Source organism: Kitasatospora sp. CB02891, from assembly GCF_002803145.1.
In the GTDB taxonomy this organism is placed as follows: domain Bacteria; phylum Actinomycetota; class Actinomycetes; order Streptomycetales; family Streptomycetaceae; genus Kitasatospora; species Kitasatospora griseola.
The window spans coordinates 741820-754885 of record NZ_NNBO01000001.1 but is presented as its reverse complement, the minus strand read 5'-3'; the positions used below and the strand labels follow the sequence as shown (position 1 = coordinate 754885).

The 13066-nt window shown below is 75.4% G+C and carries 12 protein-coding genes; 3 read left to right on the top strand and 9 right to left on the bottom strand.

Features of this window, described 5'->3' with window-relative positions; translation table 11 throughout:
- Nucleotides 1-9 precede the first annotated feature (9 nt).
- The 7 genes from CG736_RS03595 to CG736_RS03565 all read right to left on the bottom strand — a co-directional run bounded on the left by CG736_RS03595 (nucleotide 10) and on the right by CG736_RS03565 (nucleotide 7461).
- Nucleotides 10-1272, bottom strand: a complete 1263-nt coding sequence (locus CG736_RS03595; RefSeq protein ID WP_100584638.1) for a beta-ketoacyl synthase — start codon at nucleotides 1270-1272, stop codon at nucleotides 10-12.
- A complete protein-coding gene (locus CG736_RS03590) occupies nucleotides 1269-2945 on the bottom strand; it encodes a class I adenylate-forming enzyme family protein (protein ID WP_232733761.1) in 1677 nt (558 codons plus the stop codon). The genes CG736_RS03595 and CG736_RS03590 overlap by 4 nt, the downstream gene beginning before the upstream one ends.
- Nucleotides 2946-3065: 120 nt before the next feature.
- Nucleotides 3066-3503, bottom strand: coding sequence for a beta-ketoacyl synthase N-terminal-like domain-containing protein (locus tag CG736_RS03585; protein ID WP_100584637.1), 438 nt, complete (start codon nucleotides 3501-3503; stop codon nucleotides 3066-3068).
- 824 nt (nucleotides 3504-4327) lie between these two features.
- The gene (locus CG736_RS03580) at nucleotides 4328-5434 is read right to left on the bottom strand and encodes a beta-ketoacyl synthase N-terminal-like domain-containing protein (RefSeq protein WP_100584636.1); all 1107 of its coding nucleotides are present in this window, start codon (nucleotides 5432-5434) and stop codon (nucleotides 4328-4330) included.
- Nucleotides 5431-5697 (bottom strand): acyl carrier protein, encoded by a 267-nt coding sequence (locus CG736_RS03575; RefSeq protein WP_198520341.1) that lies wholly within the window; start codon nucleotides 5695-5697, stop codon nucleotides 5431-5433. Before CG736_RS03575 ends, CG736_RS03580 begins: the two co-directional genes overlap by 4 nt.
- The gene (locus CG736_RS03570) at nucleotides 5694-5972 is read right to left on the bottom strand and encodes an acyl carrier protein (RefSeq protein WP_100585031.1); all 279 of its coding nucleotides are present in this window, start codon (nucleotides 5970-5972) and stop codon (nucleotides 5694-5696) included. Before CG736_RS03570 ends, CG736_RS03575 begins: the two co-directional genes overlap by 4 nt.
- 58 nt (nucleotides 5973-6030) lie before the next feature.
- On the bottom strand, nucleotides 6031-7461 hold the full coding sequence (locus tag CG736_RS03565) for a class I adenylate-forming enzyme family protein (protein ID WP_100584635.1): 1431 nt from the start codon (nucleotides 7459-7461) through the stop codon (nucleotides 6031-6033).
- 173 nt (nucleotides 7462-7634) lie between these two features.
- Between CG736_RS03565 and CG736_RS03560 the strand changes: the two genes are divergently transcribed.
- From CG736_RS03560 to CG736_RS03550, 3 genes are all read left to right on the top strand, one after another.
- On the top strand, nucleotides 7635-8720 hold the full coding sequence (locus tag CG736_RS03560) for an alpha-hydroxy acid oxidase (protein WP_100584634.1): 1086 nt from the start codon (nucleotides 7635-7637) through the stop codon (nucleotides 8718-8720).
- 296 nt (nucleotides 8721-9016) lie between these two features.
- Nucleotides 9017-9949, top strand: a complete 933-nt coding sequence (locus CG736_RS03555; protein ID WP_100584633.1) for an alpha/beta hydrolase — start codon at nucleotides 9017-9019, stop codon at nucleotides 9947-9949.
- Nucleotides 9946-11253 (top strand): PLP-dependent aminotransferase family protein, encoded by a 1308-nt coding sequence (locus CG736_RS03550; protein ID WP_100584632.1) that lies wholly within the window; start codon nucleotides 9946-9948, stop codon nucleotides 11251-11253. Before CG736_RS03555 ends, CG736_RS03550 begins: the two co-directional genes overlap by 4 nt.
- 55 nt (nucleotides 11254-11308) lie before the next feature.
- Here CG736_RS03550 and CG736_RS03545 read toward each other — a convergent pair whose 3' ends face one another.
- Together CG736_RS03545 and CG736_RS03540 are read right to left on the bottom strand one after the other, a co-directional pair.
- The gene (locus CG736_RS03545) at nucleotides 11309-12073 is read right to left on the bottom strand and encodes an ABC transporter permease (RefSeq protein ID WP_100584631.1); all 765 of its coding nucleotides are present in this window, start codon (nucleotides 12071-12073) and stop codon (nucleotides 11309-11311) included.
- A 24-nt stretch (nucleotides 12074-12097) separates the two neighbouring features.
- Nucleotides 12098-13048: an ATP-binding cassette domain-containing protein gene (locus CG736_RS03540; protein ID WP_100584630.1), complete on the bottom strand. Its 951-nt coding sequence runs from the start codon at nucleotides 13046-13048 to the stop codon at nucleotides 12098-12100.
- Between the last annotated feature and the right edge of the window lie 18 nt (nucleotides 13049-13066).

The window sequence follows — 13066 nt, the reverse complement described above, 5'->3', positions numbered from 1 at the left end:
CTGGTGGCCTTACTTGACGGTGCTGGTGGGCGTCGGCCCGAAGACCAGACTGGTGTTGTGGCCGCCGAACGCGAACGCGTTGCTGAGCGCGGCCCGCAGCCGGACCGGCCGGGCGGCGCCGCGGACATGGTCCAGCGCGCACGCCGGGTCGGGGTCGTCCAGGTTGAGGGTCGGCGGGAGCAGGCCGCGGGCCACGGCCAGCGCGGTGACGGCGGCCTCCACCGCCCCGGCCGCGCCCAGCAGGTGGCCGGTGGCGCCCTTGGTGGAGCTGACGGCGGGCCGGTGCTCGCCGAACACGGCGTTCAGCGCGGCCGATTCGGCGACGTCGCCGAGCTTGGTGCCGGTGCCGTGCGCGTTGACGTAGCCGATGTCGGACGGGGCCAGGCCGGCGTTGGCGAGGGCGGCGCGCATGGCGTCGGCGGCGCCCGCGCCGTCGGGGCGGGGCATGGTCGGGTGGTGGGCGTCGGTGCTGGAGCCCCAGCCGATCAGTTCGGCGTACCCGGCCGTGCCGCGGGCGGCCGCGTGCTCGGCGCTCTCCAGGACCAGGACGGCGCTGCCGTCGCCCAGCACGAAGCCGTTGCGGCGGGCGTCGAACGGCCGGGACGCCTGCGCCGGATCCTCCCAACCCTGGGCCAGCGCACGGGCGTTGGCGAAGGCGGAGACGATCGTCGGGTGCAGCGAGGCGTCCGTCCCGCCGCACACCACCACGTCCGCGTCGCCGGCCCGGATCAGCCGCAGCCCCTCGGCCACCGCCTGGGCGCCGGCCGCGCAGGCCGTCACGATCGCGGTGCTGAAGCCGCGGATGCCGTGCTTGATCGCGACCCGGGCGGTGGCCATGTTGGAGAGCATCCCGGGCAACAGGTACGGGCTGACGCCGGGGCGGCCGCGCTCCCGGCGGCGCTGCGCCTGCTGCTCGTAGGTCTCCAGGCCGCCGCCGCCGGTGCCCAGCACCACGGCGGTGCGGCGGGCGTCGACGTCGCGGCCGACCACCAGCCCGGCGTCGGCCAGCGCGTCGTCCGCGGCGGCCATCGCCAGCAGCGCGAAGCGGTCGACGCAGCGGGTCTCGGTCGGCGGCAGCACCTCCCGGCCGTCGATGTGCGGGGCGATCCCGGCGGCGGGCAGCCAGCCGTGCGCGACGTGGCCCTCCGGTACGGCGGTGATGCCGCTGAACCCGGAGGTCAGCGCCTCGAAGACGTCGCCCGGCCTGCGGCCCAGCGAGGTGACCATGCCCAGGCCGGTGACGACGGCGCCCGGCCGTCCGACCCGGGTCATCGGGCGGCAGCCGAGAGGGCGGTCGTCGACAGGGCGGTCGTCGAGAGGGCGCCGGCCGCGAGGTTCAGCGCGCCGAGGTGGCGCTCGCGCAGCAGGACCTTGCGGACCTTGCCGGTCGGGCCGAGCGGGATGTCCGCGTCGTCGACCACCAGGACCGAGCGGACGGTGGCGGCGGTGTGCTCGTCGAGCGCGGCGACCACCTCCTCGGTGCGGTCGACGGCCGGGTCGGCGCCGGCCGCGAGCAGCAGCAGCACGTCGGTGACCACCCGGTCGCCGTCCTTCACCGCGACGACCGTGCAGTCCTGCACGCCGGGGACGTCGGCCAGCACCCGTTCCTCGGACATCGCGGTGTACAGCCGCCGGCCGCCGCCGAGGTCGACCGAGTCGACCAGCCGGTCGACGTGGTAGTAGTAGCCCTCCTCGTCCCGGTACATCAGGTCGCCGGTGAGGAAGCGGCCGCGCAGCCGGGTGCGGTAGGTGGTGACCGAGTCGTTCCAGTAGCCGGGCGCCAGGGTCGGGGAGGCGGTGGCGAGTTCGCCGACCTCGCCGGGGCCGAGCGGCTCGCCGTCCGGGCCGACCACCTCGCAGTCGACGAAGGTGTGCGGACGGCCCACGCAGCGGCCGTACTTCTCGGTGCCGGGGGCGTGGGTGATGTGGAAGTGCGAGTGGCCCATCTCGGTCGAGCCCAGGCCGTCGACGAACACCGAGCCCGGCAGGCGGACGCGGCCCTCGCGGGTGACGGTCTCGCGCGAACCCTGGGCGATCAGGCGGCGGATGTGCGCCTCGTGCGCGCAGTCGCCGGTGTTCCACCACAGGCCGACCGAGGACAGGTCGCAGGCGGCCAGGTCCTGCCGGGCCAGGTCGGCCCAGGTGGTGGCGAAGCCGAACACGCTCTGCGGCCGCCAGCGCTCGATCGCCTCCAGCACGGCCGGGCCGGTCTGCTGCGAGATCAGGTGCAGTCGGGCCTCGAAGCTGAGCGCCAGGTTGAGCGCGATCAGCGTCGCGGCGTGCGCGGCGGGCAGCACGCTGAGCACCCGGTCGATGCCCTGCGGCCGGGGCAGCGCGGCGCGGTGCCGGATCGACGCGTACAGGCTGGCGTGCGAGTGCACCACCGCCTTGGGCATCCCGGTGGTGCCGGAGGAGTGGGTGATCGCGATCGGGTCGTCCGCGTGGTGGCGGTAGGGGGCGGGCGCCGCGTCCGGGTCGGCGGCGCCGAGGTCGGCGGCGTCGGCGAGCACCGGGGCCGCCGGGTCGTACTCGGCCAGTTCGGCCCGGTGCGCGGGGTCGGTGAGGATGCCGGCGGCGCCGAGCCGGGCGATGTAGCGGGCCGCGCGCTCGCCCTCCACCCCGGGGTTGAGCAGCGCCGGGATCGCGCCGAGCCGGGTCAGCGCCAGGAAGGACAGCACCTGGTCGGCGGCGGCGCTCACGTACACCACCACCACGTCCCGCCGACCGACCCCGAGGGCGTGCAGCGCGGCCGCCCGGGCCCGGACGGCGCGGTCGGCCTCGCGCAGGGTGAGGGCCTCCCGGGCGGCGTGGCCGTCCACCGGGGTGTCGAAGGTCAGCGCCGGCTCGTCCAGGCCGATGCCCAGGGCGATCCTGCTGGTCAGCACGTTCCCGGCGCCGACGTCCGGGTCGTTCGCCAGGAGGCTGCGGATGCTGCGGGTGCTCACGGTGATGGATCCCTCCCATGGTGCTGACCATGCGGTGTGCGGTGTGCGGTGTGCGGTGTGCGGCGTCCGGGGACGCGTACGGACGGGGTGTCGGAAAGCGGGGTGCGCGCGGACGAGGGCTCAGGCGGTGGTGACCAGGACGGCGGTGGCGTGGCCGGCCTTGCTCCGAGCGTGCTCGGCGTGTTCGGCGTGGTCGGGCTGCTCGGGCTGCTCGGGCTGCTCGGCGGCGATGACCAGGACCTGGTCGGCGTCGCCGTCCGCGAGCAGCAGGGCGGCCAACTCCAGTGCGTCCGGCGGGACTTCACCAGGTGCGGCGGCGGTCGCGAGGCTGATCGCGACGACCGGGCCGGTCAGGCCCCAGCGGGCGGCGATGTGCCCGAGGACGGCGTTCGGGTTGGACTGGAAGAACAGCAGCGGCGGCATCCGATGCCCCGCCGCGCCGGTGTCGATGGCCAGCGCGGTGGCGCGGTCACCCCCGGCGCTGGCGAGCAGCAGGCCGGTGCGACGCGACTCCCCGGGAAACCCGGGCTTGTCGGGTCCGCGAGGTCCGCCGGGCAACGAGGGCTCGCCAGGCTTGTTGGGTGACCCAGGTCCGCCGGGCGCTCCGGGTCGGCCGGGCGCCCCGGGTCCACCAGGCAACCCGCAGTCCCCGAGGCCGCCGGAGGCGATGGGTCTGCGAGGCTCACCGGGCTTCGTCCCGGGGCTGCCAGGCAATCCGGGCCCGCCGGGCACGCCAGGCGACCCGCAGTCTCCGGGTGTGCCGGGTGTGTCGGGCAAGGCAGGTCCACCGGGTTCGCCGGGCTCGCTGGGTTCGCCGGGCACCCCGGGCCCACCAGGCAACCCGCATTCCCTGGGCGTGCCGGGCGTGCCGGGTGTGCCGGGTGTGCCGGGTGTGCCGGGTGTGCCGGGTGTGTCGGGCAAGGCAGGTCCACCGGGTTCGCCGGGCTCGCCGGGCTCGCTGGGCACGCCAGGCAACCCGCAGTCTCCGGGCGCTCCGGGTTCGCCGGGCGCCCCGGGTCCACCAGGCAACCCGCAGTCCCCGGGGCTGCCGGAGGCGATGGGTCTGCGAGGCTCACCGGGCTTCGTCTCGGGGCTGCCAGGCAATTCGGGCCCGTCGGGCACGCCAGGCGACCCGCAGTCTCCGGGTGTGCCGGGTGTGTCGGGCAACGCAGGTCCACCGGGTTCGCCGGGTTCCCCCGGCTTGTTCGGCTCGATGTGTCCGTTGGGCTCCTCGGCTCCGCCGGGCTCGCCGTAGTGCGCGGCCAGGCAGCGCTCGGCGACCGCCGCGACCAGTGGGTTGAAGGTCGAGGCCGAGAAGCCGGGCAGCGGGGGCGGCGGCGCGCCGTCGGTCCAGGCCGCGGTGGCGAGCGTGCGCAGGTGGTTCATGCGGCGGCCACCAGGAGTGCGGTGTTCGCGCCGCCGAACGCCGAGTTGAGGCTCAGCGCGTAGCGGGGACGGGCGTCCTCGCGGGGTCCGGCCAGCACCAGGTTCAGCCCGATCTCCGGGTCCGGGCCCAGCCAGCCGGCGTTGACCGGCAGCCGCCCGCTGCCCAACGCGCCGATGGTGACGGCGAGTTCGAGCAGCGCGGAGGCCTCCAGGGCGTGCCCGTGGACGGACTTGCTGGAGCTGACGGGCAACCCGGCCAGCGCGTCGCCGAACACCTCGCGCAGCGCCCGCGCCTCCGCCAGGTCGGACATCGGCGAACCGGTGCCGTTGGCGTTGACGTAGCCCACCGCGGACGGGGCGACCCCCGCCCGGGCCAGCGCGGACCGGGCCGCCCGGGCCACGCCCGCGCCGTCCGGCCGCGGCCGGCACACGTGGTGCGCGTCCCCGGAGCGGCCCCAGCCCGCCAGCCGGGCCAGCGGACGGGCGCCGCGCCCGGCGGCGGCGTCCGCCGCCTCGACCACCACGGCCACCGCGGCGTCCCCGAGCAGGGTGCCGCTGCGCCCGGTGCTGAACGGCCGCAGCTCGCCGTCGCGGGCCAGCGCCCGACCCGCGTCGAAGGCCGCGAAGACGCCCGGCTCCACCAGGTGCCCGGCCGCGACCAGCACCCGGGGGTGCCGGCCGGAGCCGACCATGGCGGCCGCGTCGGCCACCGCGGTGGCGGCGGCCACGCAGGCGCCGGTGTAGACCCGGGTCACCCCGGCCAGGCCGAGGGCGGCGGCGCCCCGCGACACCTCCTCGGCGACCCCGCGGGTGCGCAGGTCACTGTGCAGGGCGAGCAACAGCGGTGCACCGGCCGGAAGTTCGGACTGCGCGCAGGCGTCGGCGACGGCGCCGAGCACCGCGTCGGCGAGCGGCGGCGGGTCGGCCAGCAGGGCCGCCCGCCGGGTGCCGCGCCGGGCCACGTCGAAGCGGGTCACCTCGGCGAAGCCGGCCCCGGCCGTGGCGGTCGCGGCGGCCAGCGGGGCGAGCCCGGCGCCGAAGGCGCTGAGCACCCCGAGGCCGGTGAACACCGGCCGTCCGGCCGGCGGTGCGCTGCTGCTCATGACCGGGCGACCCCGCCCGGGGAGGGGGTGGCGGCGAGCACGGCCTCGCGCAGCACCGCGACCGCGTCGTCCACCGTGCGGACGGCGGCGAACCGCTCGTCCGAGAGCTCCAGCTCGATGCCGTAGCGCTGCTCGAACTCGGCGGTCAGCCAGGTGAGTTCGAGCGAGCCGAGGTTCTCGGGCACGCGGTCCGCGGGCCGCTGCCCGAACGCCGCGAGCATCGCCACGACCTCGGCCCGGTCCGGCAGCACGGTCGTGCTCACGCGGCGGTGCCGGCGGCGGCGGTGGACTCGGCGGCGATCCGGCGGGCCACGTCGGCGGTGAACTGGTCGAGGGTCATCAGCGCGGTGGTCTCCATCTCCTCCACCTCGAACTTGACCCCGAACTCGTCCTCGACCTGGACCGAGAGCTCGGCGAGCGCCAGCGACTCGAGGTCGAGGCCGGCCGGGCCGAGGTCGGTGTCGCCGGTGACTTCGTCGACGTCGTAGTTCATCCCGGCGAGTGCCGCGATGACGAACTCGTGGATGCGCTCCTGCATGGTGTGCTCCTCGTGCTGGGTCGGGGTTCGGAACGGTGTGCGGTCGATCAAGGCGTGATCAGGGTGCGGCGGCGCGCAGCGCGGCGGTGTCGCGGACGAGCTTGCCGGTGGCGGTGCGGGGCAGCGCCGGGAGGAAGGTGAGCTGCCGGGGCCGCTTGAAGGCGGCCAACTCGCGGGTCAGCGCCTCGCGGACGGCGTCGGCCCGATCCGCGGTTCCGGCGCTCTCGGTGGCCAGGTAGGCCTCGATGGCGCCGTCGACGAAGACCACCACGGCCTCGCGGACCTCCGGCAGGGCGGCCAGGGTGTGCTCGACCTCGTTGAGGTCGACCTTGAGGCCGCCGATCGAGACCTGCGAGTCGCGGCGGCCGAGCACGGTGATCCGGCCGGTCGCCGGGTCGACCCGGCCGGCGTCGCGGGTGTGCAGCCGGCCGTCCGACCAGCGGGTGGGGTCGGTGAGGCCGGGGTACGGGGAGGCGGCCGTCGCGATGTGCAGTTCGCCGCCGTCCTCGCGCACGTCCATGCCGTGGACGGGCACGGCCTCGGGGTGCAGGGCGCCGTCGAGGTCGGTGGCGATGACGCCGAGCTCGGTCATCCCGTACATGGTGCCCAGCGGCACGCCGTACCGGTCGGTGAAGGCGGCGGGCAGGCCCGGGCGGACCAGCTCGCCGGCGACGATCATCCGGCGCAGTTGCGGCAGCGGCGGCGCGTCGGTCGCGCCCGCCAGCAGCTCGGCGTGGAACGGGACGCCGATCACGGTGGTCGGCCGGTCGTCCGCGGCGACGGTGGCCAGGATGCCCGCCGTGGTTATCCGCGCGGGGACGGTCAGCGGCACCCGGGCGTACAGGCTGTTGAGCAGCCCGCCGACCAGGCCGAGGACGTGCACCACCGAGGAGAGCAGGACCACCCGGCCGCCGGCCTTCGGGAACGCCTCCAGCCGTGCGTAGCAGTCGAGTTCGCGCAGCAGGTCGGCGGCGGTACGGGCGATCACCTTGGCCGGGCCGGTCGAGCCCGAGCTGAGCTGCACCAGGGCGTGGCCGGTCGCGGCCGGGCGGCCGTTCGGCAGCGCCACCGGCACCGGGTCGGTGTCGGCGAACCCCCGCAGCGCCGCCGCCGGGCCGTGCGCCGACTCGACCAGCACCTCGGGCGCCAGCCGTTCGACGGCGAGCGCGACCTCGTGGTCGGTGAGCCGGTGGTCCAGCAGGACGGCCTGGACGCCCAGCTGCCAGCAGGCGAGCAGCGCGGCGACGTAGCCGAGCGAGGGCGCCAGCCGCAGCGCGGCCGTGCCGCCGCGGCGCAGACCGGCGGCGGTGAGCCGGGCGGCCTGCTCGGCGACCAGGGCGCGCAGCGCCGCCCGGTCCACGGGGGCGCCGAAGCGCAGGCACTCCTGGTCGGCGGGGCCGGCCAGCAGGTAGCGGTCCACCCAGTCGTGCGGGGCCTCGGCGGCCTCGTACGGCTGGGCGGGGAGAGAAGAAGATCCGGTCAACGCCACTCCACGAAGGGGAGGTTGGAAGGACGCCGGTCACGACGAACGGGGTCGGTTCGGCTTTCTGACGATTGCACAGGCGTTTGAGCCGAAGCAATGTCTAGACCATTGGGGGTGTGGCCTCCTACGCTGCCGGGCCGGAGCGGGCCCGACCGAGGCCTGCCCGGAAAGGCAGACCCGTGGAAGCGCTGGAACCGGCCGACTTCGAACGCGCCGCCCGCGACCGACTCCCCGCCGAGATCTGGGACTTCGTGCAGGGCGGCAGCGGCGCCGAACGCACCCTCGCCGCCAACCGGGCCCGGTTCGAGGAGTGCCGGCTGCGCCCGCGCACCCTGGTCGACGTCTCCGCCACCGACCAGGGCCTCACTCTGCTCGGCAGCCGCCTGGAGACCCCCATCGGCATCGCCCCGATGGCCTACCACCAGCTGTTCCACCCCGAGGGCGAGGTCGCCACCGCCCGCGCAGCGGGCCGCGCCGGCGCGCTCATGGTGGCCGGGATCTTCGCCAGCCGGACCCTGGAATCCATCGCCGAGGCCGCCACCGGCCCGCTCTGGCTCCAGCTGTACTGGCTGCGCCGCCGCGACGTGCTGGCCGCCCTGGTCGAACGCGCCGAAGCCGCCGGATTCCGCGCCCTGGTGCTGACCGTCGACGCCCCCCGGATCGGTCGCCGCCTGCGCGACGCCCGCAACGGCTTCGCCATCCCCGCGCACGTCCGCGCCGTCAACGTCGACCAGGCCGTGATGGCCGCCAGCCACCGCGCCGGCCACGGCAGTTCGGGCCTCGCCGACCACGCCAAGGAGCAGTTCGACCCCACCCTGACCTGGGCCGACCTCGCCTGGCTGCGCGAACGCACCCGCCTGCCGATCGTCCTCAAGGGGATCCTCACCGCCGAGGACGCCCGGCTCGCCGCCGAGCACGGCGTCGACGCCGTCCTGGTCTCCAACCACGGCGGCCGCCAGCTCGACGGTGCCCTCCCGTCCCTCGCCGCACTGCCCGAAGTGGCCGACGCCGTCCCGCCGAACCTGCCCGTCCTCCTGGACGGCGGTGTCCGGACGGGCACGGATGTTGCCCTCGCGATCGCCCTCGGCGCCCGGGCCGTCCTGATCGGCCGGCCCCTGCTGTGGGGCCTCGCCGCCGACGGCGAGAACGGCGCCGCACGGGTCCTCGACCTGCTGAAGGCCGAACTCGACGACACCCTCGCCCTGTTGGGCCGCCCACGCCTGACCGACCTCGACCGCACGGCGGTCGTCCCCGACGGTCGCTGAACGCAGGCGGGTGAGAACACGCGAGCGCTGGAGGTACCCCCAGGCGAAGCCGAGGGGGGCGGAACTGCGCGACAAGCGCCAACCAGTCCGTAAGGTCGCGGACACGTGCAGGTCATTCTCCTGCGTCGCGATCTTGCGGGTGAGCGCCTTCCGCTTCGCGCAGTTCTCCCCCAGCCCTAGCGGGCCGGGAGGTGCCCCCACGCGCCCCTGGTTGTGCTCCCTGGTTTCGCACCCTCGCAGAACCCCGCACCGACCCGCCGCCGAAGACCGGCGGCCCGATCCCCCAGGAACGTCCCTTGCCACTGCATCCCCAGGCCGAGGCCGTGCGCGCGCAGCGCGCCGCGGCCGGTACGCCGCCGTTGTACACCCGTACGCTCGCCGAGGCCCGCGCCGCGGATCTCGCCGACATCCGGGCCGCCGCCGGGAACCCCGAACCGGTGGGCTCGGTCGAGGAGTTGACCGTTCCCGGCCCCGGCGGTCCGCTGCCGCTGCGGGTCTACCGCCCCGAGCGCGACGGTCGGCTCCCCGTCCTGCTCTACCTGTTCGGCGGCGGCTGGACTCTCGGCTCGCCGGACACCGGCGACGCGATCTGCCGCCGCCTCACCAACGCCGTCGGCTGCGTCACCGTCTCGGTCGGCTACCGGCTCGCCCCCGAGCACCCCTTCCCGGCCGCCGTGCACGACGTGATCGCCGGCGCCGAGTGGATCGCCGCGAACGCCGCCGAACTGGGCGTCGATCCCGAGCGGATCGCGGTCGGCGGCGACAGCGCCGGCGGCAACCTGGCCGCCGCGCTCACCCTGGCCGCCCGGGAGCGCGGGGGCCCGGCGCTGCGCCACCAGCTGCTGGTCTACCCCAACACGGACCACGCCGCGGACACCCCGTCCGTCCGCGAGCACGACGACCCGCTGCTGTTCAACCGCCGCTCGGTCGCCTGGTACTGGGGCCACTACCTCGCGGACCCGGCCGACGGCGCGGACCCGCTGGCGTCCCCGCTGCGCGCCCCCTCGCTGGCCGGGCTGCCGCCCGCGACGGTGATCACCGCCGAGTACGATCCGCTGCGCGACGAGGGCGAGGCGTACGCACGAGCCCTGCGCGCCGCCGGCGTCCCGGTCGAGCTGCGCCGCTACGACGGCATGCCGCACGGCTTCTTCGCGATGGCCGGCGTCCTGGACGACGGCCGCGACGCCCAGCGCTACGCCGCCGACCGACTGCGGGAGGCCCTGCGGTGACGACGACCACCACGCTCCCGCTGGGCGAGCTGCACGCCAGCCTGGCCGATCCGCTGCTGGACGCGATGACGTTCCTCAACGAGGTCACCGAGCGCTACCCGGACGCGCTGTCCTTCGCCCCGGGCCGGCCGCACGAGGGCTTCTTCGAGCCCGAGGACGTCCACGGCCACCTGGACACCTACCTCGCCCACCTCGCCGAACGCGGCCTCAGCGGCAGCGCCGTGCGGACCGCGCTGTTCCAGTACGGGCCGACCAAGGGCATCATCGCCGACCTGGTCGCCCGCACCCTCGCCAACGACGAGGGCCTGCACGCCGCCCCCGAGTCGCTGGTGCTCACCGTCGGCGCCCAGGAGGGCATGCTGCTGGTGCTGCGCGCGCTGTGCGCCACGCCCGAGGACGTCCTGCTGGTCAGCTCGCCCTGCTACGTCGGCGTCACCGGCGCCGCCCGGCTGCTCGACGTGGCGACCGTCCCCGTCCCGGAGGGCCCCGACGGCGGCCCCGACCCGCAGGCCGTGCGGGCGGCGGCCCGCGCCGTCCGGGCGGCCGGCCGCCGTCCGCGCGCGCTGTACGTCGTCCCCGACTTCGCCAACCCGTCCGGCACCAGCATGCCGGTCGAGGCGCGCGCCGGGCTGCTGGACGCGGCGGCCGAGGAGGGGCTGCTGGTGATCGAGGACAACCCGTACGGCTTCTTCGCCCGCGAGGCCGGCGACCGCCCCACCCTGAAGGCGCTGGACCGGCGCCGCCAGGTGATCTACCTCGGCTCCTTCGCCAAGACCTGCTTCCCCGGCGCCCGGCTCGGCTACGTCGTCGCCGACCAGCAGGTGCTCGCCCCCGACGGCCGCACCACGCTGCTCGCCGACGAGCTGGCCAAGCTGAAGAGCATGACGACGGTCAACACCCCGGCGCTCAGCCAGGCCGTGATCGGCGGCATGCTGCTCCGGCACGACTGCCGGCTGCGGGACGCCAACGCCCCCGCCCGCGCCCACTACGCGGCCAACCTCGCCGCGCTGCTGCGGGAGTTGGAGCGGCACTTCCCGCCGGCCGAACGGGCCCGGCTCGGCGTGTCCTGGAACGAGCCGGAGGGCGGCTTCTTCGCCGTGCTCCAGGTGCCGTTCACCGCCGACGAGGCGGCGATGGAGCGCTGCGCCCGCGAACACGGCGTGCTCTGGACGCCGATGGCCCCGTTCTACCCGGCGGGCGGCGGCGAGCGCCGCCTGCGGCTGTCGATCAGCGCCCTGAGCGAGCAGCAGATCGGGACGGGCGTGGCCCGGCTGGCCGACTTCGTCCGGGCAGCCGCGGGCTGAACACGACGGAGCGGGGAGGGGCCGCAGCCCCTCCCCGCTCCCCGGCCGGGTGCGGCTACCGGATCCGGGCCGAGAACAGCCGGGCCGAGTAGAACACCGCCGCGACCGTCAGCACCGTGACGATCAGCAGCCCCTGCCAGACCACGCTGTCGCCGGGGTGCCCGGAGAACAGCGCCCGCATGCCCTCCACCGCCCAGTAGAAGGGGTTCCACTCCGCCACCCGCTGCAGCCACATCGGCGCCAGCGCCAGCGGCAGCAGCACGCCGGAGAGCAGGCCGATCGGCTGGGCGATGGTGTTCACCACCGGCGCCATCGCGGCGTCGTTGGGCAGGGCGAGGGCGATGCCGTACGAGACGGCCGAGGTCATCAGCGCCAGCAGGGCGAGCAGCAGGTAGGCCAGCAGCAGGCTCCCCGGGTCGACCCGCAGGCCGAACGGCAGCGCGACCAGCGTGATGATGACCGCCTGGACGAGCAGCCCGACCGTCTCGCGCAGCGCCCGCCCCAGCAGCAGGGCGAGTCGGCTGACCGGGGTCACCCGGGAGCGCTCGATGATGCCGGCCTTCAGCTCGCCGAGCAGGCTGAAGCCGGTGTAGAGGCCGCCGAAGATGCAGAGCACCGCCAACAGGCCGGGGACGTAGATCTGGTAGGCCTCGGCGTAGCTGGTGGCGCCCATGGGGGCGAGCACCTTCTTGAGCAGCGGGGCGAACAGCAGCAGGTAGAAGACCGGCTGGGTGATGCCGATGACGATCCAGATCGGTGTGCGCCACATCAGCAGCACTTGCCGCTGGAAGACCAGCCAGGTGTCACGGGCGAGCTTCACGGAAGGAACCCCAGGGATCTCTCGTCAGGACTGTTCGATGGATCGGCCGGTGCGGGCCAGGAACACGTCGTCCAGGCTCGGCCGTTGGAGCTGCACCGTGCCGGGGACGATGCCCGCCCCGTTCAGGACGCTCAGCAGCAGCGGGATCGCCGCCGCACCGTCGTCCAGGTAGAGCCGCAGGCCGTCCTCGCCCGGCTCCAGCCGGTGCAGGCAGGGCTGACCGCGCAGGGCGTCGGCCGCGGGCTCGGCCTCCCCGGCGGCGAGGCCGAGCAGGACGACGTCGCCGGAGATCTCGCGCTTGAGCGCCTCGGGCGTGCCCTCGACGACGACCTGGCCGTGGTCGACGATCGCGACCCGGTCGCAGAGCGCGTCGGCCTCGTCCAGGTAGTGGGTGGTCACCACCACGGTCATGCCCTCGGTGCGCAGCCGCTTGATCTCGGCCCACACCTGGCCGCGGCTGGCCGGGTCGAGCCCGACCGTCGGCTCGTCCAGGAACAGCACCTTCGGGGAGTGGATCACCCCGAGGGCGATGTCCACCCGGCGGCGCTGGCCGCCGGAGTAGGTGCTGCAGTGGCGGTCGGCGAACTCGGTCAGGTCGAAGGCCTTCAGGGCGTCCTCGGCCTGGCGCCGGGCGTCGGCCTTGCGGCTGCCGTACATCCGGGCCTGCATCACCAGCTCCTCCCGGCCGGTGACCGCGTCGGCGGTGCCGCCGCCCTGGGCGACGTAGCCGATCCGCCGGCGGACCCCGGCCGGGTCGGCCAGCAGGTCGGCGCCGGCGATCAGGGCTTCGCCGCCGTCCGGTCGGATGAGCGTCGCGAGCATGCGCAGGGTGGTGGTCTTCCCGGCGCCGTTCGGGCCGAGGAAGCCGAAGATCTCGCCCGCTCGGACCTCCAGATCGATGCCGCGGACGGCGTCGACGGTGCGGCCGTGCTTACCGGACGGATAGGACTTGCGAAGTCCCTTGGTCTCGATCAACCAGAACTCCCGGGATGG

Excerpts from the sequence above, each read along its gene's own strand:
- CG736_RS03595 (WP_100584638.1), bottom strand. The coding sequence starts at position 1,272 with ATGACCCGGGTCGGACGGCCGGGCGCCGTCGTCACCGGCCTGGGCATG.
- CG736_RS03580 (WP_100584636.1), bottom strand. The coding sequence starts at position 5,434 with ATGAGCAGCAGCGCACCGCCGGCCGGACGGCCGGTGTTCACCGGCCTC.
- CG736_RS03570 (WP_100585031.1), bottom strand. The coding sequence starts at position 5,972 with ATGCAGGAGCGCATCCACGAGTTCGTCATCGCGGCACTCGCCGGGATG.